The 21697-nt window shown below is 68.2% G+C and carries 20 protein-coding genes; 14 read left to right on the forward strand and 6 right to left on the reverse strand.

The window, feature by feature from the left end; genetic code table 11:
* Positions 1-71: 71 nt before the first annotated feature.
* Positions 72-1457, forward strand: coding sequence for a leucyl aminopeptidase family protein (locus tag L8F96_RS12770; RefSeq protein ID WP_334656210.1), 1386 nt, complete (start codon positions 72-74; stop codon positions 1455-1457).
* Between the two features lie 51 nt (positions 1458-1508).
* Here L8F96_RS12770 and tpiA read toward each other — a convergent pair whose 3' ends face one another.
* Entirely contained in the window at positions 1509-2243 is a 735-nt protein-coding gene (tpiA, locus tag L8F96_RS12775) for a triose-phosphate isomerase (RefSeq protein WP_046411606.1), read from the reverse strand.
* A 78-nt stretch (positions 2244-2321) separates the two neighbouring features.
* Between tpiA and L8F96_RS12780 the strand changes: the two genes are divergently transcribed.
* Genes L8F96_RS12780 through L8F96_RS12795 form a run of 4 tightly spaced genes read left to right on the forward strand, consistent with a single transcriptional unit; the run spans position 2322 to position 7230 of the window.
* Positions 2322-4265 carry a SurA N-terminal domain-containing protein gene (locus tag L8F96_RS12780; protein ID WP_145119978.1) on the forward strand — a complete coding sequence of 648 codons (1944 nt, stop codon included), beginning with the start codon at positions 2322-2324 and terminating at the stop codon, positions 4263-4265.
* Positions 4258-5766, forward strand: coding sequence for an anthranilate synthase component I (gene trpE, locus L8F96_RS12785; RefSeq protein ID WP_334656241.1), 1509 nt, complete (start codon positions 4258-4260; stop codon positions 5764-5766). The genes L8F96_RS12780 and trpE overlap by 8 nt, the downstream gene beginning before the upstream one ends.
* Positions 5763-6077 carry a YciI-like protein gene (locus L8F96_RS12790; RefSeq protein WP_334656211.1) on the forward strand — a complete coding sequence of 105 codons (315 nt, stop codon included), beginning with the start codon at positions 5763-5765 and terminating at the stop codon, positions 6075-6077. Before trpE ends, L8F96_RS12790 begins: the two co-directional genes overlap by 4 nt.
* 55 nt (positions 6078-6132) lie before the next feature.
* Positions 6133-7230, forward strand: a complete 1098-nt coding sequence (locus L8F96_RS12795) for an alpha/beta fold hydrolase (RefSeq protein WP_334656212.1) — start codon at positions 6133-6135, stop codon at positions 7228-7230.
* Between the two features lie 53 nt (positions 7231-7283).
* Here the strand turns inward: L8F96_RS12795 and L8F96_RS12800 are convergent, their stop codons facing one another.
* A complete protein-coding gene (locus tag L8F96_RS12800) occupies positions 7284-7805 on the reverse strand; it encodes a hypothetical protein (protein ID WP_206430579.1) in 522 nt (173 codons plus the stop codon).
* 142 nt (positions 7806-7947) lie between these two features.
* Between L8F96_RS12800 and L8F96_RS12805 the strand changes: the two genes are divergently transcribed.
* From L8F96_RS12805 to lexA, 6 genes are all read left to right on the forward strand, one after another.
* A complete protein-coding gene (locus tag L8F96_RS12805; RefSeq protein ID WP_334656243.1) occupies positions 7948-8526 on the forward strand; it encodes an anthranilate synthase component II in 579 nt (192 codons plus the stop codon).
* Complete coding sequence (gene trpD / locus L8F96_RS12810) at positions 8523-9512, forward strand: anthranilate phosphoribosyltransferase (RefSeq protein ID WP_136452198.1); 990 nt, start codon at positions 8523-8525, stop codon at positions 9510-9512. Before L8F96_RS12805 ends, trpD begins: the two co-directional genes overlap by 4 nt.
* 20 nt (positions 9513-9532) lie before the next feature.
* Positions 9533-10336: an indole-3-glycerol phosphate synthase TrpC gene (gene trpC / locus L8F96_RS12815; protein WP_145120401.1), complete on the forward strand. Its 804-nt coding sequence runs from the start codon at positions 9533-9535 to the stop codon at positions 10334-10336.
* Positions 10333-10800, forward strand: coding sequence for a cyclic pyranopterin monophosphate synthase MoaC (gene moaC, locus L8F96_RS12820; protein ID WP_145119988.1), 468 nt, complete (start codon positions 10333-10335; stop codon positions 10798-10800). Before trpC ends, moaC begins: the two co-directional genes overlap by 4 nt.
* Positions 10801-10866: 66 nt before the next feature.
* Complete coding sequence (locus tag L8F96_RS12825) at positions 10867-12051, forward strand: molybdopterin molybdotransferase MoeA (RefSeq protein WP_334656216.1); 1185 nt, start codon at positions 10867-10869, stop codon at positions 12049-12051.
* A gap of 55 nt (positions 12052-12106) precedes the next feature.
* Positions 12107-12769 (forward strand): transcriptional repressor LexA, encoded by a 663-nt coding sequence (gene lexA / locus L8F96_RS12830; RefSeq protein WP_296219974.1) that lies wholly within the window; start codon positions 12107-12109, stop codon positions 12767-12769.
* A gap of 74 nt (positions 12770-12843) precedes the next feature.
* On the opposite strand, the gene L8F96_RS12835 is transcribed toward lexA, so the two are convergent.
* Complete coding sequence (locus tag L8F96_RS12835; RefSeq protein ID WP_417158980.1) at positions 12844-14994, reverse strand: ComEC/Rec2 family competence protein; 2151 nt, start codon at positions 14992-14994, stop codon at positions 12844-12846.
* Positions 14995-15014: 20 nt separating this feature from the next.
* On the opposite strand from L8F96_RS12835, the gene gltX reads away from it, so the two are divergent.
* Genes gltX through L8F96_RS12850 form a run of 3 tightly spaced genes read left to right on the forward strand, consistent with a single transcriptional unit; the run spans position 15015 to position 17941 of the window.
* Complete coding sequence (gltX, locus tag L8F96_RS12840) at positions 15015-16466, forward strand: glutamate--tRNA ligase (RefSeq protein ID WP_334656220.1); 1452 nt, start codon at positions 15015-15017, stop codon at positions 16464-16466.
* A complete protein-coding gene (locus L8F96_RS12845) occupies positions 16459-17739 on the forward strand; it encodes a citrate synthase (protein ID WP_334656221.1) in 1281 nt (426 codons plus the stop codon). The genes gltX and L8F96_RS12845 overlap by 8 nt, the downstream gene beginning before the upstream one ends.
* A 1-nt stretch (position 17740) precedes the next feature.
* Positions 17741-17941 carry a hypothetical protein gene (locus L8F96_RS12850; RefSeq protein ID WP_046407229.1) on the forward strand — a complete coding sequence of 67 codons (201 nt, stop codon included), beginning with the start codon at positions 17741-17743 and terminating at the stop codon, positions 17939-17941.
* Between the two features lie 12 nt (positions 17942-17953).
* Here L8F96_RS12850 and L8F96_RS12855 read toward each other — a convergent pair whose 3' ends face one another.
* The 3 genes from L8F96_RS12855 to L8F96_RS12865 are packed head-to-tail and all read right to left on the reverse strand — an operon-like array spanning position 17954 to position 21689.
* Entirely contained in the window at positions 17954-19153 is a 1200-nt protein-coding gene (locus tag L8F96_RS12855; RefSeq protein WP_156167096.1) for a hypothetical protein, read from the reverse strand.
* Positions 19154-19203: 50 nt separating this feature from the next.
* Positions 19204-20466 (reverse strand): Coenzyme F420 hydrogenase/dehydrogenase, beta subunit C-terminal domain, encoded by a 1263-nt coding sequence (locus tag L8F96_RS12860; protein WP_334656222.1) that lies wholly within the window; start codon positions 20464-20466, stop codon positions 19204-19206.
* Positions 20463-21689: a polysaccharide pyruvyl transferase family protein gene (locus L8F96_RS12865; protein WP_334656223.1), complete on the reverse strand. Its 1227-nt coding sequence runs from the start codon at positions 21687-21689 to the stop codon at positions 20463-20465. Before L8F96_RS12865 ends, L8F96_RS12860 begins: the two co-directional genes overlap by 4 nt.
* Positions 21690-21697 lie beyond the last annotated feature (8 nt).

Here is a 21697-nt window from a genome sequence, read left to right on the forward strand (position 1 = left end):
GATGTAGGATGCGGCGCGACCCAAGGGAACCGCGCGTTGCGCCGACGGTGAAGTCCTGCTTTGCTGGCCCCATGACCGACTTTTCCAGCCTGCTCGCCCCCGACCGGGGCCAGCCTGCCCGCACCATCCATGTCGTCCACCCCGACCGGTTCGAGGAATGGCTCATCGCCCAGCCGGCGCGCACGCGCACCGCGGTGGCGGCCAACAAGGTGGTGGGAAAGCCGGGCAATCGCGCGATCCTTCCCGGCGATGCGCCCGACGACTGGGCGATGCTGCTGGTGTGCAACGAGGATGTGACATCGCCGTGGCGGATTGCGTCGCTGGGTGATGGCCTGCCCGAAGGCACGTACCGGCTGGCGGAGGGCGAGCCGGGCGCGGCGATGCTGGGCTGGTGCCTCGCGCAGCATCGCTTCACCCGCTATCGTAGCGCGCCCGACGCGCAGGGGCCGCGCGTGCTGCTGACCGGCGAGCCGGGGCGGATCGAGGAGATCGTCCGGCTGGCGGAGGCGACCGCGCTGGTCCGCGATCTGGTCGACACCGGCGCATCGGACCTGGGGCCGGCGGATCTGGAGGCGCAGGTCGAGCTGCTGGCGAAGGCGCATGGTGCGACGACGCGAGTGACGCGCGGCGATGCGCTGGCGGTGGAATATCCGATGATCAACGTCGTCGGCCAGGCAGCGAGCAAGGAACGTGCGCCGCGGCTGATCGAGCTGGAATGGGGCGATCCTGCCCACCCCCGCATCGCGCTGGTCGGCAAGGGCGTCTGCTTCGATTCGGGCGGGCTCGACGTCAAGACGTCGGGCGGGATGCGGCTGATGAAGAAGGACATGGGCGGCGCGGCGCACATGATCGCGCTTGCCGGGCTGGTCATGGGCGCGAAGCTGAAGGTGCGGCTGCACCTGCTGGTGCCGGCGGTGGAGAATGCGATTGCCGGCAATGCCTTTCGTCCCGGCGATGTGCTGCGCAGTCGGGCGGGGCTGATGGTGGAGAATACCAACACCGATGCCGAGGGGCGACTGATCCTGGCCGACGCACTGACCCGCGCGGTGGAGGATCGGCCGGAGTTGATCGTGGACTTTGCGACGCTGACCGGTGCGGCGCGGGTTGCGCTGGGGCCGGACCTGCCACCGTTGTTCGCCAATGACGAGGAGCTGGCGGCCGACTTCCTTGCCGCAGGCACCGCCGCGCATGACCCTTTGTGGCGGTTGCCGCTGTGGGATGGCTATGACGACATGCTGAAGTCGGACGTCGCAGACATGGTCAATGCGCCCGATGGCGGCTTTGCCGGTGCGGTGACGGCGGCGCTGTTCCTGCGGCGCTTCGTGCCCAAGGATATCGCCTGGGCGCATGTCGATACATTCGCGTGGCGCCCTGCCCCCCGGCCGGGCAGGCCCAAGGGCGGCGCGGCGCTGGGGCTGGCCGCCGCCTGGGGTGTGCTGCGCAAGCGCTACGGCTGACGCTTCTGCCAGCGTCCGGCGTCGCGCACGGGCGCGACGCCGTGGCGCGGATCAGCCAGCTGCTTTGATGATCGGGACGAACTTGGCCGCGGTCAGGCTGGCGCCGCCGACCAGCGCGCCATCCACATTGGCCGCATGGAGAAGGCCGGCGGCGTTTTCCGCCGTCACCGAGCCGCCGTAGAGCAGGCGGATGCTGTCCGCCTGATCCACACCCAGCGCCTCTGCCAGCGCCGCGCGAATGGCGGCGTGCATCGCCTCCACATCGGCGACCGTCGCAACCTTGCCCGTGCCGATCGCCCAGATCGGCTCATAAGCGATCGACAGCCAGTCACCCGACGCGCCATCCGGCAGTGAGGCACGCAGCTGCGCCGTGACGACTGCTTCCGCCTTGCCCGCCTCACGCTGCTCCAGCGTTTCGCCGACGCACAGGATGGCGGTGAGGCCGTGGCGGTGCAGCGCCTCCGCCTTGGCCTTCACGTCGGCGTCGCTTTCATGCTGGCCCTGCCGCCGTTCGGAATGGCCGACGATCGAGAAGGACGCGCCCGCCTCCTTCACCATCGGAGCGGAGACGCAGCCGGTATGCGCGCCGCTGTCGGCGCCGTGCACGTCCTCGGCACCGATCGGAAAACGCGCGCGGCCAGCGGCCGGATGGATCAGGGTCGCCGGGACCGCGATCGCCACATCGACACCGCCGTCCGCCGCGTCATTGATCGCATCGAGCTCGGCCAATGCCGCGAGGCTGCCGTTCATCTTCCAGTTTCCGGCTACCAACTTGCGCCGCATGATCTCTCCCCACTTGGTTGTGCCGTTGCGGTAACGAAGGCGGCACCCTAAAGCGAGCGTCGTTCAACGGATTGGCGCTGCATGCTCGGGTTCTTTCGTCGTATCATCAATTCGCGCGTCGGCGTGATCGTCACCATGGGTGTCCTTGGCCTTATCGCGATCGCGTTTGCGCTGGGTGACATCACCGGCCTCCAGACCGGCGGCGCGTCTGGCGCGACCGTCGCCAAGGTGGGCGGCCAGAGCGTCAACGAGACCGAACTGACCCGGCGCGTGCAGGACGAACTGCGCGGCGCGCAGCAGCGCAACCCGGGGCTCGAGATGAGCCAGCTGGTCGCCGAGGGCGGCGTCGAGGCGATCCTCGACCGGATGCTGAACGGCCTGGCGCTGCAAGCGTTCGGCCGCGACCAGGGCATGGTCGTCAGCAAGGCGCTGGTCGGCAGCGAATTGCGCAACATCCCCGGGCTGCAGGGCCCGACGGGCAAGTTCGACCAGGCGGTGTATGAGCAGGTGCTCGCCCGCAACCGGCTGACCGATGCGCAGGTGCAGGAAGACATTGCGCGCGAGACGATGGTGCAGTTCCTGTTGCGGCCGCAGATGGGCGCGACGCAGGTGCCGGAATCGCTGGCGCTGCCCTATGCCTCGCTGCTGCTGGAGCGTCGTGCCGGTCAGGTCGCGCTGATCCCGGCCGCCGCGATGCCGGGCGGTGCCGCGCCGACCGACCCGGAACTGCAGGATTGGTACAAGCGCAACATCGCGCGCTACTCGCTGCCCGAGCGTCGCATCGTTCGCTACGCCATGGTGACGCCCGAGTTCGTGAAGGCCCGCGGCACGCCCACCGATGCCGAGATCGCCGCAGCCTACAATGGCGACAAGGCCCGCTGGGCAGCGCGCGAGACGCGCACCGTGTCGCTGGTCACCGTGCTTGACCAGAATGCCGCCAATGCCCTGGCGACCAAGATCCGCGGCGGCACCCCTGTCGCGGATGCGGCGCGCGCCGCCGGGCTGGAGGCACGCCGCCTCGAGGCGCAGGACAAGCAGGCGCTGACCGGCGCGACCTCTGGCGCGGTGGCCGATGCCGCCTTCGCCGCGCCGGCCAATGGCGTGATCGGCCCCGTCCGCGGTTCGATCGGCTTCGTCGTCGGCAAGATCGAGAAGGTCGCGCAGGTCCCCGGCAAGACGCTGGCCGAGGCGCGCCCGACGCTGGTCGAGGAATTGACCAAGAAGAAGACCGCCGACGCTCTGACGGCGATGCGCGACTCGCTGGAAAATGCGATCGCTGACAATGCCAACTTCTCCGAGCTGGTGGCCGAGCAGAAGCTGAGTGCCGCGACCACGCCGGCACTGACCGCAACCGGCGCCAACCCGGAGGCTCCGGCCGCGCAGCCTGACGCGGCGCTGATGCCGATCCTGTCCGCCGCCTTCCAGTCCGAAGAGGGCGACGATCCGCAGGTGGTGCAGACCGGGCCTGACGGCAGCTTCGCCCTCGTCGCGCTCGACCGGATCGTTCGCGCCGCGCCGCGCCCGATCGCGCAGGTCCGCGACCAGGTGACCAAGGACTTGCAGGAGGATCGCGCCCGCCGCGCCGCGCGCACCGCCGCGAGCAAGGCACTGGCCGCGATCAACAAGGGTGTGGCGTTCGACAAGGCACTGGCCGAGGCTGGTGCCAAGGGCGCGAAGACCGACAGCGTGGTCGCCGCCCGCTCACAGATCAACGCCGATCCGCGTGGGCCGAACCCGGTACTGGCCCTGCTGTTCAGCATGAAGGGCGGCACCGCCAAGATGCTGGAAGCGCCCGATCGCAGCGGCTGGCTGATCGTCAAGGTCGACAAGATCTCGCCGGGTGACGCCGCCAAGGCGCCGCAGGTGATCGCTGCCACGCGTCAGGACCTTGGCCGTGCGATGGGGCCGGAATATGCCCAGCAATTCACCGAGGCGGTGAAGCGGGCGATGAAGGTGTCGCAGAACGCGGACGCGCTGGCCCGCGTGAAGGCCAGCCTCTCCGGCGAGGGGGGCTCCAATCCGTAACGCTGGGCAGGACGCAGCCGCGGCTGCGCTGACGAACGGGCGGCCGGCGCTGCTGTGGCGCCGCCGCATCGCGGACACCGAGACGCCGGTCGCCGCGGCGCTGAAGCTGATCGAGCCGGGGCGCGGCGATTACCTCCTCGAATCGGTCGAGGGCGGCGCGATCCGCGGTCGTTACAGCATGTTGGGGCTTGCGCCTGACCTCGTCTTCCGCGCCGAAGGAAACGACGCCGCGATCAACCGCCAGTGGCTGACGGATCGGTCGGCGTTCGCGCCATGCGACACCCCGACGCTGGCCGCGCTGCGCGCGCTGGTCGCCTCCTGCCGGATGGACGTGCCAGCGGAACTACCGCCGGCGCTCGCGTGCCTGGTCGGCTATTTCGGTTATGAGACGATCGGGCTGGTCGAGAGCCTGCCCGCGCCAAAGACCGATGCGCTTGGCCTGCCGGACATGATGTTCGTCCGCCCGACCGTGATCCTTGTTTTTGACCGGCTGGCGGACGCCCTGTTCCTGGTGGCGCCTGTTTGGCCCGACGACCAGCGATCGCCCGAGAGCGTGATCGCCGCGGCGGCCGAGCGGCTGGACGCGATCGAGGCGCGGCTGGAGGCCACTGCCCTGCCCCCGCGCGTTCGGGCCGAGGCCAGCGACGTGGCGCTGTCCCCGGTGCTGCCGGAGGGGCGCTATGCCGAGATGGTGCGCGCCGCGAAGGACTATATCGTCGCTGGCGACATCTTTCAGGTCGTCCTGGCGCAGCGTTTCACCGCGCCGTTCACGCTGCCGCCGTTCGAATTGTACCGCGCGTTGCGGCGAATCAATCCGTCGCCGTTCCTCTACCACCTCGACCTGCCCGGCTTCGCGCTGACCGGATCGAGCCCGGAGATCCTGGTGCGGGTGCGCGATGGCGAGGTGACGATCCGGCCGATCGCCGGCACCCGCCCGCGTGGCAAGACCGCGAGTGAGGACGAGGCCAATCGGACCAGCCTGCTTGCCGATCCGAAGGAACGCGCCGAGCATCTGATGCTGCTCGACCTCGGGCGCAACGACGTGGGCCGCGTGTCACAGGCCGGGTCAGTCACGGTCACCGACAGCTACACGGTCGAATTCTACAGTCACGTCATGCACATCGTGTCGAACGTGGTCGGTGCGCTCGACCCCAAGCGTGACGCGATCGACGCGCTGTTCGCCGGCTTCCCGGCGGGGACGGTCAGCGGCGCGCCCAAGGTGCGCGCCTGCCAGATCATCGCCGAACTGGAGAGCGAGAAGCGCGGCGCTTATGCGGGGGGAGTTGGTTATTTCTCGCCCGACGGATCGATGGACTCGTGCATCGTCCTGCGCACCGCAGTGGTGAAGGACGGCACCATGCACGTCCAGGCGGGCGCGGGCATCGTGGCGGACAGCGACCCGGCCTATGAGCAGCGCGAGTGCGAGGCGAAGTCGGGAGCGTTGCGGGCCGCCGCGCGCGAGGCGATCGCGCAGGCGAGTGCCGGCGGCTTCGGCCAGTGAGCGACGGCGCAGCCACCGACGGCCATTTCCTGCTGCGATACGAACTGGCGGCGGACTATCTGGAACGGCGCGGTACGTTGCGCGACGCTCATCTGGCGCTTGCATGGGAAGCGGCGGATCGCGGCGCCTTGCTGCTGGGCGGCACGGTGGGAGAGCCGATCGAGTCCGCGCTGCTGCTGTTCACCGATCGCGCGGCGGCCGAGGCCTTTGCCAATGCCGATCCTTATGTGCGCGAGGGATTGGTGATGCGCTGGCAGGTCAGCCGCTGGCACACCGTCGTCGGATCGGGTGCCGCGACACCGCTGCGCTGAGCCGGCCGTAATCCGCGGGCTTCTCAACCGGCGATCCGCCCGATACGCACGGGGCATGCGCCTCCTTCCCCTGCTGCTGATCGCCGCCGCCGCGCCCGCCGCTGCCCAGACCACCCAGCCAGTCGCCACGCCGGCGAACCCTGCGCCCGCGCCGACGAACTGGCCCACCAGGGAAGGCGATGTGACGCTGCCGGGCTTTCGCTTCGGCACGGGCGAGACGATGGACCTGAAGATCCACTACACGACGCTCGGCACGCCGCGGCGCGGCCCTGACGGCGGGATCAACAATGCGGTGATGGTCCTTCATGGCACCGGCGGCACGGGCAAGCAGTTCCTCTCGCCGCAATTCGCCGACGAGCTTTACGGCCCCGGCCAGCCGTTCGACCTGAAAACGACCTATGTCATCCTGCCCGACAATATCGGTCATGGCGCCTCATCCAAGCCGTCAGACGAGATGCGGATGGCGTTTCCGAAATATGATTACAGCGACATGGTCGCGGCGCAGAAGGCCATGCTGGAGAAGCTGGGCGTCACCCGACTGAAGGTGATCCTGGGCACGTCGATGGGGTGTATGCACGCCTTTGTCTGGGGGCAGACCTATCCAGGCTTTGCCGAACGGCTGGCGCCGTTCGCCTGCCTGCCGGTGCCGATCGCCGGGCTGAACCGCATGTGGCGCAAGCTGTCGATCGACGCGATCAAGGCGGATCCGGCCTGGAATGGCGGCAATTACACCGCGCAGCCGGCCCAGGGCCTGCGGACGGCGGCCAGCCTGTCGATCATCGCCGGTTCCAACCCGCTGGCGCTGCAACAGCAATATCCGACGCGCGAGGCCGCCGAGGCGTTCCTCGATCAGGCGTTCACGCGCAACAGCGCCAATCGCGACGCCAATGACTATATCTACCAGCTCGACGCGTCGCGGACCTATGATCCGTCGGCCGGGCTGGAGAAGATCACCGTGCCGGTGCTGTGGATCAACTCCGCCGACGATTTCATCAACCCGGCAGGCTATGGCATCACCGAGGCCGCGGCGAAGAGGATGCCGCGCGCCACGTTTCGCCTGATTGCCGCCACGCCCGAGACCAAGGGCCACGGCACGCATACCTGGGCCAAATTCTGGAAGGCCGACCTGTCGCGCCTGATGGCGACGAACTAGGCCGCAGGCGCATCATCGCGGCTGACGACTGGCCGCGATGATGGGGATGCGTGTCAGTCGCGCGGATCGTCCTCGATGTCGATGTCGGTGCGCGATTCGGGCGTCGCCTGCTCCACTTCGCGCTGTTGCTGGCGCTTTTCCGCCGCCCACGCCTGGCCTGCCTGGATCCCGCAGCCGGTCTGGCCGCCGGCGCCGATCGGCGAGCAGGTGTTGGGGAGCCCGCCGGCGACGCGGCCGACACGATCGACGGTGGCGGCGCGGTTGACCCAGCTCTGGTTCTGCGCCGGCACCTCTGGCGGACGGCGCAGCGGCTTGGGCACACGGAACTGGTCGTTGGGATCGAGCCGGCTGCACACCACGATCTCGTCCGCCGCGGCGGTCGGGCACGCTTCATTCCCGGTCAGCGTCACCTGGCGGATTCGCTGCGGCGGCTGACCCGTTTCCGCCTGCGAGGATGCGCCTTCCTGCGCCTGAGCTTGGGGCTGTGTCTGGGCTTGGGCCTGGGCCTGGGCGAGCGCCGGCAGCGGCAGGAGCGACAGCGCCGCTAGCGGAACGAGATACACGGGGCGGAACATGCGAGGCGACCTCCTGGATGGTCCATCAACGATCACGCCAGCAGCTTTCTCCCCGCTGAACGTCGCGGCGGTGATTACGCGATCCGGCGGCGCCCGCAACAGCCGTTGCGGCGACGGCGGGTTACGCTATGTCGGGGCCAACATGATCCTCGTCATCGACAATTACGACAGCTTCACCTGGAACCTCGTCCATTATCTGATGGAATTGGGGGCCGAGGTGCGGGTGGAACGCAATGACGCGCTGACCGCGGCCGAAGCGCTGGCGTCGAATGCCACCGGTTTTCTGCTGTCGCCGGGCCCCTGCACGCCAAATGAGGCCGGGATCAGCCTGGACCTGGTCGCGGCCTGTGCCGAGAGCCGCCGCCCGTTGATGGGCGTGTGCCTTGGCCATCAGGCGATCGGGCAACATTTCGGCGGGCGGGTCGTCCGTGGGGGATTGATGCACGGCAAGATAAGCGCGATCGACCATGACTCCACCGGCGTTTTTGCCGGCCTTCCGTCCCCCTTCACCGCAACGCGCTATCACTCGCTGGTCGTGGAGGACGTGCCCGACGTGCTGATCCCCAATGCGCATGCGGCGGACGGATCGGTGATGGGGCTGCGCCACCGGGAGCTGCCGATCCACGGCGTCCAGTTTCACCCCGAAAGCATCGCGACCGAACATGGCCATGACCTGCTGGCCAATTTCGTGGCGCTGACGGGCGCGAAGGTGGCAGCATGACAACGATCGCCCTGCTGCCGGACCCGCGGTCGCCCTTGTCGCGTGAGAGCGCGGCGCAGGCGTTCGCCGACATTCTCGACGGACGCGCCAGCGAGGACGCGATTGCGCGGTTCCTCATCGACCTGTCCGATCGCGGCGAGACATCGATCGAGATCGCCGAGGCGGCACGTGCGCTGCGCGAGCGGCTGATCCCGATCAGCGCGCCTGCCGGTGCGATCGACGTCTGCGGCACCGGCGGTGACGGGCACCATACGCTGAACGTCTCGACCGCGGTGAGCCTGGTCGTGGCGGCGTGCGGGGTGCCGGTGGCCAAGCACGGCAACCGCGCCGCATCGTCCAAGGCCGGCGCCGCCGACACGCTGGAAGCACTCGGCGTCGACATGGAGCGTGCCGGGATGCTGGCGGAGGAGACGCTGAACGAACTCGGCATCTGCTTCCTTTTCGCGGCCAATCACCACCCGGCAATGAAGCGGATCACGCCGATCCGCCGCCGTATCGGCAAGCGCACGATCTTCAACCTGATGGGGCCGCTGGCCAATCCGGCGCATGTCACGCGCCAGCTGATCGGCATCGCGCGGCCGGACTATGCGCCGGTGTACGCCGAGGCGCTGGAGCAACTGGGCACCGAAGCGGCAATCGTCGTGTCGGGCGAGGAAGGGCTGGACGAAGTGTCCGGCGCCGGGCCGACGGTGGCGGTCGCGATCGGTGACGTGTTGCTGGGCAAGCGGATCGTGCCGGAGGATGCCGGGGTGCGCCGCCACCCGATCGAGGCGATCCGCGGCGGTGACCCGGCGCATAACGGCTATGCCCTGCGCCGCCTGCTGAAAGGGGAGCACGGGGCCTATCGCGATGCCGTGCTGATCAACGCTGCCGTGGCGCTGGCGCTGACCGGCGAGACGCTGACGAATGGCGCCGCCCGCGCAGCCGAAGCGCTGGACAGTGGGGCGGCCAACGACCTGCTCGACCGCTGGATCGCCTGGGCATGAGCGGCGCGACGGGGAGCAGCATGACGATTCTCGATCGGATCCTGGCAACCAAGCAGGACGAAGTGGCGACGCGTCGACGTGATCGGTCGATCTCGGCGCTTGATCGTGAGGCGCGCAACCAGACGCCGCCGCGTGGCTTCAAGGCGGCGCTGGACCGGGTGGCGAGCGGCGGTGCTGACAATGCGCTGCCGCGCTACGGCCTGATTGCCGAGATCAAGAAGGCCAGCCCCTCCAAGGGCCTGATCCGACCCGACTTCGATCCCCCGGCGCATGCACGCGCCTATGCCGAAGGCGGCGCGACGTGCCTGTCGGTGCTGACCGACCAGGACTATTTCCAGGGGCACGAGGATTATCTGATCGCCGCGCGCAATGCGTGCGACCTGCCGGTGATCCGCAAGGACTTCATGGTCGACCCGTGGCAGGTGGCCGAAGCGCGGGCGATCGGCGCCGACGCGATCCTGGTCATCATGTCCGCGCTCGACGATGCCGCCGCTGCCGAGATCGAGGCGGCCGCGATCGAACGGGGCATGGACGTTCTGGTCGAGGTGCATGACGCGGAGGAACTGGAACGCGCCCTGAAGCTGCAATCGCGACTGATCGGCGTGAACAACCGCAACCTGCGCGACTTCTCCGTCAGTTTCGAACGAACGTACGAGCTGGTCGGCAGCGCGCCCAGCGATTGCACCTTTGTCGCCGAAAGCGGCCTCAACACGCGGGCCGACCTGGATGCGATGGCCGAGCACGGCGTGCGCTGCTTCCTGATCGGCGAATCCCTGATGCGGCAGGCCGATGTGGCGGCGGCCACGCGCGCGCTGGTGCAATGAGCCGCCTGACCCATCTCGACGAGCAGGGCGCCGCCCGGATGGTGGACGTCGGCGGCAAGACCGAAACCGCGCGCGAGGCGGTGGCGGGGGGCAGGATCACGATGTCGGCCGAGGCACGCGACGCGATTGCCGCCGGCGCAGTGGCAAAGGGCGATGTCCTGGCGGTCGCGCGGATCGCCGGGATCATGGCGGCAAAGCGCACCAGTGACCTCATCCCGCTATGCCATCCATTGCCGCTGTCGAAGGTGACGCTGGACCTGTCGATCGAGGACGACGGCGTCAGCGCGCAGGCCATCGTTGCCACCAGCGGCCGCACCGGCGTGGAGATGGAGGCGCTGACCGCCGTCTCCGCGGCGCTGCTGACCGTCTATGACATGGCCAAGGCGCTCGATAAGCGGATGACGATCGGCAACATCCGCCTGCTGAAGAAAACCGGCGGCAAGTCGGGCGATTTCGTCGCCTGACCCTCAGGGCCGCGCCGCGATTATTATGGGTGTTGCCGACAGCATGAATCTGTCACTCGCCGGATCATGAGCGAATTGCTTCCTGTCGCAGAGGCGCAGGCGCGCCTGTTGGCTGCGGCGCCCGCGCTGTCGACCGAAACGCTGCCGCTGGCGGACGCGATCGGACGCTGGGTGGCGGTCCCGTTGATCGCGTGCCGTACCCAGCCCGAGCGCGACCTGTCGGCGATGGACGGCTATGCCGTGCGGTTCAGTGACCTGCCGGGCCCGATGCGAGTGATCGGCGAGAGCGCCGCCGGACGGCCATTTGCAGGTGCCGTGAAGGCGGGCCAGGCGACACGGATTTTCACTGGCGCCACCGTGCCCGAGGGCGCGGACACGGTGATGGTGCAGGAAGAGGCCCGTCGCGACGGCGATACTTTATGGCTCGATGGCGAAGGACCGGCACGCGAGGGCGCCAACATCCGGCGGCGTGGGCTCGATTTTGCGGACGGCGATACGCTGGTCGCGGCCGGCGAACGGCTGACGCCGGCGCGCCTGGCGGTTGCGGCCACCGGGGGGCTGGGCGACGTCACCGTCCGGCGCCGGGTTCGCGTGGCGATCGCCGCGACGGGCGATGAACTGGTGGAACCCGGACGGGCCATCGAGCCCGGCAGGCTACCGGAATCGAACCGCCTGCTGCTACGGGCGCTGCTCGCCGATCTTCCGGTGGAGATCATCGACCTCGGCATCCTCCCTGACCGGTTGGAACCGCTGACCGACACGTTCCGTCATGTGGCGGCCGACGTCCTCGTCACCACCGGTGGCGCCTCGGTCGGGGATCACGACCTGGTTCGTCCTGCGCTGCAGGCGGCGGGCGCCGCGATCGATTTCTGGCGCATCGCGCTTCGCCCCGGCAAGCCGCTGATGGCGGGGTGGCGCGGCGACATGGCCGTGCTGGGGCTACCGGGAAACCCCGTCTCCGCCTTTGTCACCGGCTTGCTGTTCGTGAAGCCGATGGTCGCGGCGCTTGCCGGGGCGGCGCAGCCCCTGCCGCAAACGACCACCGGCATCCTTGGCGAAGCGTTGCCGGCCAATGGCCCGCGCACTGATTATCTACGCGCAGAGTTGCGCGATGGACGGGCCTATGTTGCTACGATCCAGGACAGTTCCATGCTACGAACGTTGGCACGGGCAGGCTGCCTCGTCGTTCGTCAACCACATGCTCCTGCTGCGGCGATGGGCGACTCGGCAGAAATCCTCGTGATTGCTTGACGCGTCGGTTTACGTTCCTTAAAGGTTCCCAGTCTGTTCGCCGCGGAGATGATGCATGCTCACCAAAAAGCAGCACGAGTTGATCTGTTTCATCAATGATCGACTGGCCGAAACCGGCGTCTCCCCTTCGTTCGAAGAGATGAAGGATGCGCTGGACCTGAAATCGAAGTCCGGGGTCCACCGCCTCATTTCCGCGCTGGAAGAGCGCGGTTTTCTGCGTCGCTTGCCCAATCGCGCCCGCGCGCTGGAAGTGCTGAAGGTGCCCGATCGCCCGGAGAGCCGCGAGGCCGTCCGTTCATCCACGCCGGCGCCCGCACTGCCGGAGCCGGCCAACGACGTGGTCGAGGTGCCTCTGCACGGGCGGATCGCGGCCGGCGCCCCGATCGAGGCGCTCGAAGGCTCCACCAGCCTTCCGGTGCCGGCGGCGCTTTTGGGCTCGGGCGAGCATTTCGCGCTTGAGGTTGCCGGTGACTCGATGGTCGAGGCGGGCATCCTCGACGGCGACTTCGCCTTGATCCGCAAGCAGGATGTGGCGCGCGACGGCGAGATCGTGGTCGCGCTGATCGAGGACAGCGAGGCGACGCTGAAATATTTTCGGCGCGAAGGCACGATGATCCGGCTCGACCCGGCAAATCGCTCCTACGATCCGCAGCGTTATGCGCCAGCGCAGGTGCGGGTGCAGGGCAAGCTGGCCGGGATTCTGCGGCGCTATTCCTGATTGGCCGGGCGCAGGCCCGCCGGCGGCGGGCTGAACGCTTTCTCCGGGCGAAACGTCGGTTGTTCATCCTTGCGTCAGCGATTCGTTGAGCGGCCCGAAAGGATTGGCATCCCAGCCAGCACCCAGGGGTGAGCGTCGCCGGGGCGGATCACGGTATCGACGCGCCCGGTAGAGAGCGAAATCGCCACCCCGCCGGTTCGCGCGAGCATCTCACGATCGAGGCGCAGCCATCGCGGCGTACAGCCACGCGGCAGGCGGCGTTCGCTGACCACGATATCGGCATTGCGGCATGCCTGGATCAGCGCGCCGGCGGGCACCAGATAGGCGCTGCGCGTCGCCAGCACGCGCCATGTGCGGTCGCCGACCGGCAGATCGACGCGGCATAGATCGCGCGAACAGCGCGCCGCGCCCTGATCGGACAAGAGCACCGGTTCGGCGTCAGATCCGCCATTTTCCGCCAGCATGTCACGCGCATAATCGCCCGCCCGATCGCGCAGCAGCGCTACGCGCCCATCGGGCAGCCGCACGCCGAGATGCCGTCCGTCGCCGGTTACCAGAAGGTCGGGGGGCGGTGTCGCGAGCGCCCAAAGCGCGCCGACCGCGACCGGGATCAAGCCGATCCGCCGCCAGCGCGTCCGCCAGAGCGCCAGCCACAGCCCGCCGCCGACCATCAACGCGAAGGCGCCCGCCGGCATCGCTGGCAGTGCCGCGACCGCCCCAGGCGCCGCCGCCGTCGTCCGGGCGATCCACAACAATAGCGATAACCCCTGCCCCGTCAGCCACCAGAAGGGCGCGCCGAGCCCCGTCGTATCGAACAGCAGCGCCAATGCCTCCAGCGGCATCACGACAAAGGTGGTCAGCGGGATGGCGACGATATTGGCCAGCGCGCCATAGATGCCGGCCTTGTGGAAGTGGAAGACGGCGATCGGCATCAACGCGACTTCGACGATCGCGCCGGTCAGCAGCAACGAGCCGCCATTGCGCAGGAGGCGGCGGCCCCATGATTCCTCGCGCGGCGCGAACCAGCGGCGGACCGCCGGATGCTCAGCCAGCGCGATGATCGCAGTGACGGCGGCGAAGGAGAGCTGGAAGCTGGGCCCCGCCAGGGACTCCGGCCAGAGCAGCAGCACGACGAGTGCGCCGGTCGCCACCAGCCGCAAGGTCAGCGCCTCTCGCCCCACCGCCATGGCGGCGAGCACCAGCAAGGCGGCGATGCAACTGCGGATCGTGGGCACCTCGCTCCCGGTCAGCCAGGTATAGCCGAGCGCGGTCACGGCAGCGGTCGCCGCTGCGATCAGCGGAACCCGACCGGTGAGCGCGAGCCGCATGTTGAGCGCGAGCAGTCGTGCGGCGAGCAGCATCGTCAGGCCGACGACCGCGGTGATATGGAGTCCACTGACCGACAGAAGATGCGCGAGGCCGGAGCGGCGCATCGCCTCCTGGTCCGGTTCCTCGATCCCCCCGGTGTCGCCGGTCGCCAGCGCGGCGGCGATGCCGCCGGCACTTCCCTCCAGATTGTGCTGGATGTGGCGGGACAAGCGCGCGCGGAACGGCTCTCCCGCGACCGCACCCGACAGGATCTCGGGTGGGCCGAGCGCCCGTCCGGTGGCACCAATCCCGCTGAACCATGCCACGCGCGCGAAATCATAGGCGCCCGGCACCGCCGGCAGCGGGGGCGGCATCAACCGCGCGCGCAGGCTGATCCGCGTCCCGGGCAGCAGCCCGGCCGGCACGTCCTCCTCTGCTACGTTGACGCGCACCTGGAGGGGCGCACGCGGCGGCCTGCGATCCAGCCACTCAAGATCGCCGAGCCGCAGCCGCACTAGGCCGCGCGCCGGCAATGCGTTCATTGCCTCCACCCGGCCAGAGAAAGTGGCGATCGCGGGACGCGCAAGGACGGGCGCGGCCGCCGTTTCCGCCTGCAGCCACACCAGTGCGAGCCCGACCGCGAAAGCAATGCTGCCGATCGCCGCCACCCGGGCAGCGCGACTACCGGCGGAGGATGCCGCAAGCGCGAGAAGGGCAAGCGCGGCGGCGCCCAACAACGCGGCGCGCCAGGCGCTGCTGTTGGGAAGGACGAACCACGCCGCCACCCCGCCGCCCAGCGCTACCGGCAGCTGGTCGCGCTCCGCCTCCAGCCACGATTCTACACGCGCCCGCGCGGTTTGAAGCGCGGGGGCGTAAGTGCTAGGGGCGGGCGCGGCCGTAGTCGCCATGTTATCCATCAGCCTGGGAGCAAGCGCGCTTGAGCGCAACCACTGAAACCCGCGATGCAACCGTCGTCACACGGTTCGCCCCCTCACCCACCGGATTCCTGCATGTAGGGGGCGCGCGAACAGCGCTGTTCAACCTGCTTTTCGCGCGCCATCATAACGGGCGTTTCCTGCTGCGCATCGAGGACACCGATCGCGCGCGTTCGACCCAGCCGGCGATCGATGCGATCCTGTCGGGCATGCGCTGGCTGAACCTCGACTGGGACGGCGAAGAGGTCTTCCAGTCGACCCGCGCGCCGCGCCACGCCGAAGTGGTCGATGCGATGCTGGCGGCAGGCGCGGCCTATAGATGCTACATGACCGCCGAGGATATCGAGGCGATGCGTGGGGAGGCGCAGGCCAAGAAGCAGCCGCTGCGCATCCGCTCACCGTGGCGTGATCGGGTGAACGATGATCCGACGGCGCCGTTCGTCGTCCGGCTGCGGGCGCCGACCGAAGGCGCGACGACGATCAACGATCTGGTGCAGGGGCCGGTGACGGTCCAGAACGCCGAACTGGACGATCTGGTGCTGCTGCGGTCCGATGGCACGCCCACCTATATGCTGGCGGTCGTCGTCGACGATCACGACATGGGCGTCACGCACATCATCCGCGGCGACGATCACCTCAACAATGCGTTTCGCCAATTGCCCATCATCAAGGCGATGGGCTGGCCCGAACCCGCCTATGCGCACATTCCGCTGATCCATGGCGCGGACGGCGCGAAGCTGTCCAAGCGACACGGCGCGGTCGGCATCGACGCCTATCGCGACGAACTGGGCATCCTGCCCGAGGCGCTCGATAATTACCTCCTCCGCCTTGGCTGGGGACATGGCGACGACGAGATCATCAGCCGCGAACAGGCAATCGAATGGTTCGACCTCGCCGACGTTGGCAAGGCGCCATCCCGCTTCGACATGAAGAAGCTGGAAAATCTGAACGGCCATTACATCCGCACCGCGGATGACGCCCGGCTCGCAGAGCTGGTGGCCGGGCGCCTGGGCCTTGCGGAGGATGATCCGCGCCGCCCGGTGATCACGGCGGCGATGCCCGCGCTGAAGCCCCGCGCGGCCAATCTGAACGAGCTGGCGGACGGCGCACGTTTCCTGATTGTTTCTCGCCCATTGCCGATCGCCACCGATGCGGAGCCGCTACTGGCGGGAGACGCACCGTTGACGCTGGCAAAGGTACATCACGCGCTTGACGCTGTGGCCAAGTGGGATACGGAAGCGCTCGAAGAAGCGGTGCGGCAGGTCGCCGAGACGCTGGGCTTGAAGCTCGGCCAGGTGGCCCAGCCGCTCCGTGCCGCACTCACCGGCCGCCGGACCTCACCCGGCATCTTCGACGTGCTCGCACTGCTCGGGCGTGACGAAAGTCTCGCCCGCATCGCCGATCATGCCGCGGATCAAACGGCCGCCCATGGGAAGGACGAAAACGATGACTGATGCCAAGCTGTCCCTTGGGGACAAGAACTTCGGCTATCCCGTGCTGTCGGGCACGGTTGGCCCCGACGTGGTCGACATCCGCAAGATGTATGGTCAGACCGGCGCCTTCACCTATGACCCCGGCTTCACGTCGACCGCGTCATGCCAGTCGAAGCTGACCTATATCGATGGTGACGAGGGCGTCCTGCTCCACCGCGGTTATCCGATCGGCGAGCTGGCCGAGAAGTCGAGCTTCATGGAGGTGGCCTACCTCCTCCTGAACGGCGAGCTGCCCAAGGGCGGAGAGCTGAACAAGTTCGAGAACACGATCACCCGCCACACCATGCTGCACGAGCAGCTGGCGACCTTCTACCGCGGGTTCCGCCGCGACGCGCATCCGATGGCGATCATGTGCGGCGTGGTCGGCGCGCTTTCCGCCTTCTACCACGATTCGACCGACATCCACGATCCGCAGCAGCGCATGATCGCGTCGCACCGCCTGATCGCCAAGATGCCGACGATCGCGGCAATGGCGTACAAGTACAGCGTCGGGCAGCCGTTCCAGTATCCGGACAACTCGCTGAGCTACACCGGCAACTTCCTGAAGATGACCTTCGGCGTGCCGGCCGAGCCTTATGAGGTGAACCCGGCGGTCGAAAAGGCGATGGATCGCATCTTCATCCTCCACGCCGATCACGAGCAGAATGCGTCGACCTCGACCGTGCGCCTTGCCGGTTCGTCGGGCGCGAACCCGTTCGCGTGCATCGCGGCCGGCATCGCCTGCCTCTGGGGCCCGGCGCATGGCGGCGCCAACGAAGCTGCGCTCAACATGCTGCAGGAAATCGGCACGCCGGATCGCATTCCCGAGTTCATCAACCGGGCAAAGGACAAGAACGATCCGTTCCGCCTGATGGGCTTCGGCCACCGCGTGTACAAGAACTACGATCCGCGCGCGACGGTGATGCAGAAGACCGTGCGTGAAGTGTTCGAGGCGCTCAACGTCAACGATCCGTTGTTCGAGACGGCGCTGCGGCTGGAAGAACTGGCGCTCAGCGACGATTACTTCATCGAGAAGAAGCTGTTCCCGAACGTCGACTTCTACTCGGGCGTGATCCTGTCGGCGATCGGCTTCCCGACGTCGATGTTCACCGTGCTGTTCGCCCTGGCCCGTACCGTCGGCTGGGTCGCGCAGTGGAACGAGATGATCACCGATCCCGACCAGAAGATCGGCCGGCCCCGTCAGCTGTACACCGGGCCGACGACACGTCCGTACGTCCCGCTGAACGAGCGCTGAGATGCGGCGCTGGCGCCCGGTGCTGTTCGCGCTGGGCGCCATCCTCGCCCTGGTCGGTCTGCTGTGGATCGGCCAGGGACTGGGTTATGTACAATGGCCCGCGTCGAGCTTCATGCTCGACCAACGCGTCTGGGCCGACCGCGGCGCCTTTCTGGCAGCCGGCGGCCTGCTCCTGATCCTGCTGTCACGCCGCCTTCGCTGAGCCGAGATCGGCTTATCGCTCCAGCGCGTAGCGAACCCCAAGCGACAGCAGAAATCCGCTATAGTCATAAAGATCAGGCGTCGCATCGCGCTGGCGATAGGCGGCGGCGAGCCGAACCCGCGCGCGGGCGCGACGATATTCGAGCCCCAGCATATAATCCTGGCTGCGGTCGTCGATCAGCTGGAACGGCTGCGGTAGTGCGCCGGCATCGAACGCCCGCGTCATCAATGACGCGGTCGCATCAACCCTGACGCTCGGCCCCAGCGCATAGATAATCGTACCCGCATAGCTGCTGGTGCGCACCAGATTGGCGAAGGTGCCGGTAGCCGCATCAATGGCCCGCGATGTCCGCACGGTCAGTTGCGCCCGGTCTGCCAGCCGCACCGTGCTAGCAAGATCCCAATTCAGTCCGTTCAGGCGGCGCCCCGATCGCGCGTCGTGCTCACCCATCCACGCGTAACCGAGGGAGGCCGTCATCTGGAGCCGTGCGCCGAGGCGGCGGTCGAAGCCGACGCCAGCGTAGCTGACGCGAAAGCGCTGGCTGCCGAGCGAACCGTCGGGTGGCCGACGATCATAGTCAAAGCTGGCGCGACGCGCGACCAAGCTGACGACGCCGACGACGGGATTGGCATAGGAAAGGCCGGCCGCATAGCGCGTCTCGCTCACGTCCTGAAAGCGCCGTGCCGCTGCGCTGTTGGTCGTTTCCGTATGCCCGAGCGAGACAAAGGGCCGGATGCCGATTGCCGGCCCACACGCCAGCCGGGCGTCCGCGCGACGGTCGGTTCGGGCGTTGGCCGCCGCCTCGGCCGGCGCGTTCGGGACAAGCGACAGGTCGGCAAGGTCGCTTTGTGCACGGGCGTAATGCAGGTCGCCATCGAACATGCAGAACGCCAGCGGGAGCTTTGTTCCGGCGGACAGATCGATCCGCTCGCGATCAAGCTGATCGTTACGGGCGTAAGCATCATAGCCGACGACCCCGAGGAAGGTGAACGCGGCACGCCCGGCGGGAAGCGCCAGGTCGATCGCCGCAACATTGGTGCTGCGCACGTCCTCCTGCTCGATGTCGCGCAGCCGCGCCGCCGTTTCGGTGCCGTGGGCGACATTGGTGTCGTAGAGGAGGTCCGATGCGACCGACAGGGTGATCTTGCGTGGCGGGGGATTGAAGGTGTGGCCGTCGATCGGCCGCGTTTGGCCATCTGCGAGCGCAGGCATCAATAGCGCCAGGGAAAGGACGCCCCCCTGCACCAGCGCCGCTGCCCGCGTCACGACACCCCCCGCCACGACAGCGGCGTCCGTGCGACGCCGCGTCGCCACCGGCGCTGCCAGACACGCCGCATGGTGCCGAGGAAGTTGCGGGCAAGATCATAGGTTCTGCCAAGACGCGCGGCCCGCATCACGTCCAGATCGCGCATCCTGGGGGTGCGCTGGCCCAGCAGGCGCGTCGCGGCGATCCGTGCGGCCACCATCCGCTTGCGCTGCGCCTGCGCCGGCTGCATCCGTGCCACGTCGGTGAGCGGCAGCGGCGAGGCGGCGAGGACGCCGGCGGCCTGTGCGGACGCCAGCAAGGCCGCCCCCGCCCCGGTCCGCGCCATGATGAGGCTGCGTCCTTCCTCCTCATCGAACAGCGGGTACCCGGTCTCGTCGCCGTACCAGGCGTCGGCGCAGGCGATGTCGGCGGTGCCGCCGACTGCATCCGGGCAGATCTTGCAGCGGAATTGCACTTCGCGGCTGAGGTGCCGACCCCAGCTTTCGGCATAAGGCATGTCGGCCTGTCGACCCTCGCGTGTGGTGGCGACCGTCAGGCCAGGCCAACCCTGACCCCGGTAGCGGAACGCCTGGACCTCCCCGCCCTCCAGCCCCATCGCCGCAACGATGCGCCGGGCGCCATCCTCGCTCGGCATGCCGCCACAGAAGAAGGACAGGATGAGCGGCACCTGCACGGCCACACGCGGATCGTGGCGGCCGAGGCGACGGAGCGCCGACACGTCACATGGCTTGCCGACAAAGGCGAACGTCCCACCGTCAGCCAAGGCACGGTCGATCGCAGCCAGGGGAGAGGATGCCGCGTAACGCGATCCTGCCCCGGAAAGCACCTGCGCCGCATCGGTGGACCACCGCATCCGGTTGCCAAGCGGGTGGTCGGGATCCGCCTCCACGTGAAGCACCCGATCGACGAGACCCGACTCCAGTGCATGGACCAGCAGCGCGGATAGCGCCCCGCCCGACGCGCCGGCGAAACGGATCGTCGGGTCGGTAGCCGCACCAACCATGTTCTGGCGCCAAGGGCCCCAGAGCGGATGCCGCTCCATCGCATTCGGCCAAGGAGCGACGACTTCGCCGGGGCAGCTGGCCGCGATCTTGGCTTCGACAGACGGTGGGATGGGCTGGCGTTGTACAGGGCGCGCGTACCCCGGCGCGGCCATGCCCATGACGATCGCATTCCCCGACACGCCGGCGCACAGGCCGCAGCCGCTGCACAGATCGTTCTTGAGCACGCGGTCGACCGTCACGGAGGTGTCCTTCACGACCGCTGGCTCACGGACGCAAAAAGCCCGCTGAGCGTGGCGCGGTAGCCGGCGAGGAGCGTCTCCACCTTGGCAAGCCCCTCCACCTCAGCCGCCGCGAGTTGCAATCGGCTGCCGAGCGCCTGCATGACACACGCGACTGCCGCATCCTCATCCATACCCTTCACAGGGATCATCATGTCGTAATCGAGCAGGCCGAAGAGGCCGGTGAACTTGCGGCTATAGGCCACGGGCACGACTGGCACGCCGGTCGAGAACGCCGCGATACAGGCGTGCATCCGTCCGGCCACCAGCAGATCGAGCCCCGAGATATAGCTTTTCGCCCGGGTCGGATCGGCAAAGTCGGGCACACGGATCGCAGTGGGGAATTCGCGCGCAAGCCGGTCGGCCACCACCCCGTCGTCGTCGACCGGGTTCTCCCGGTTGGTCGCATGGGGGATCAGATGGACCTGGAGACTCGGCTGCCGCGTCAACGCGCTGAGCAGGCGGCGCGTGAATACGGCATAATCATAGGAAAGCCCGAAATGGTTGGTGCCGCGTTCCGCCTCCCCGAACAGCAGGCCGGAGACGTTGACCCCGATCCGCAGCAGCGGCGAGCCGCGCAGCGACGCGCGATCGGTGAACGGCAGTTCGAACGCGACATCGACCGCAAGCTTCACATTGGCTTCCGGCGCAAGCGACAGCGCGGCGACCCGCGACGCTTCATCGCGGGCGAAGACCGCACGACTGCGGCGCATGATGAAGGCTGCGATCGCCTTATACCCGGCGCCGGTGAACGGCCCGATGGTCTGCGGGGACAGAACGAGCGGCCGGCCACGCGCGAGGGCAAACAGCTTGGTCAGCGTGAGGAAGAGGAAACGGCGCGGGCCGTAGATGTCGGTGAAGCTGTCACCTGCCCCGATATCGAGGACGCAGTCCACCTCCCCCATCGCGCGCCAGATGGCGCCGCCCGGCTTCAGCGCGCGAGAGTCGATCGCAACGCACTGTATATCGAGGCCGGCGAACGGCGGCGGTGCGGACTCCCGCGCACCCATGATGACGAAGCGCGGCGTCAGTCCCGCCCGGCCCGCCGCGTCCCGCGCGATGGCAAGATTGGCCAGCGTCAGCGCGCCGATCCCGAGATTGCCGGAGTTCAGCGAATGCCACAGCAGGCCGATCGTGATCGTAGGGGCGATCTGTCCATTGCCGTGACAATCATCGCGAAGTGCCGCGCGGCCATGCATTCCTGTGC

The sequence above is a fragment of the Sphingomonas panaciterrae genome (assembly GCF_036890205.1).
Taxonomy (GTDB): domain Bacteria; phylum Pseudomonadota; class Alphaproteobacteria; order Sphingomonadales; family Sphingomonadaceae; genus Sphingomonas; species Sphingomonas panaciterrae.

Bases quoted from the DNA above. Each gene is read 5' to 3' on its own strand.
- moaC (WP_145119988.1), top strand. From the start codon at position 10,333: ATGAGCCGCCTGACCCATCTCGACGAGCAGGGCGCCGCCCGGATGGTG.
- L8F96_RS12865 (WP_334656223.1), bottom strand. From the start codon at position 21,689: ATGCATGGCCGCGCGGCACTTCGCGATGATTGTCACGGCAATGGACAG.
- L8F96_RS12795 (WP_334656212.1), top strand. From the start codon at position 6,133: ATGCGCCTCCTTCCCCTGCTGCTGATCGCCGCCGCCGCGCCCGCCGCT.
- L8F96_RS12825 (WP_334656216.1), top strand. From the start codon at position 10,867: ATGAGCGAATTGCTTCCTGTCGCAGAGGCGCAGGCGCGCCTGTTGGCT.
- L8F96_RS12855 (WP_156167096.1), bottom strand. From the start codon at position 19,153: ATGCCTGCGCTCGCAGATGGCCAAACGCGGCCGATCGACGGCCACACC.
- L8F96_RS12780 (WP_145119978.1), top strand. From the start codon at position 2,322: ATGCTCGGGTTCTTTCGTCGTATCATCAATTCGCGCGTCGGCGTGATC.
- trpD (WP_136452198.1), top strand. From the start codon at position 8,523: ATGACAACGATCGCCCTGCTGCCGGACCCGCGGTCGCCCTTGTCGCGT.
- L8F96_RS12770 (WP_334656210.1), top strand. From the start codon at position 72: ATGACCGACTTTTCCAGCCTGCTCGCCCCCGACCGGGGCCAGCCTGCC.
- L8F96_RS12845 (WP_334656221.1), top strand. From the start codon at position 16,459: ATGACTGATGCCAAGCTGTCCCTTGGGGACAAGAACTTCGGCTATCCC.
- lexA (WP_296219974.1), top strand. From the start codon at position 12,107: ATGCTCACCAAAAAGCAGCACGAGTTGATCTGTTTCATCAATGATCGA.
- trpC (WP_145120401.1), top strand. From the start codon at position 9,533: ATGACGATTCTCGATCGGATCCTGGCAACCAAGCAGGACGAAGTGGCG.
- L8F96_RS12805 (WP_334656243.1), top strand. From the start codon at position 7,948: ATGATCCTCGTCATCGACAATTACGACAGCTTCACCTGGAACCTCGTC.
- L8F96_RS12835 (WP_417158980.1), bottom strand. From the start codon at position 14,994: ATGGATAACATGGCGACTACGGCCGCGCCCGCCCCTAGCACTTACGCC.
- L8F96_RS12800 (WP_206430579.1), bottom strand. From the start codon at position 7,805: ATGTTCCGCCCCGTGTATCTCGTTCCGCTAGCGGCGCTGTCGCTCCTG.
- L8F96_RS12850 (WP_046407229.1), top strand. From the start codon at position 17,741: ATGCGGCGCTGGCGCCCGGTGCTGTTCGCGCTGGGCGCCATCCTCGCC.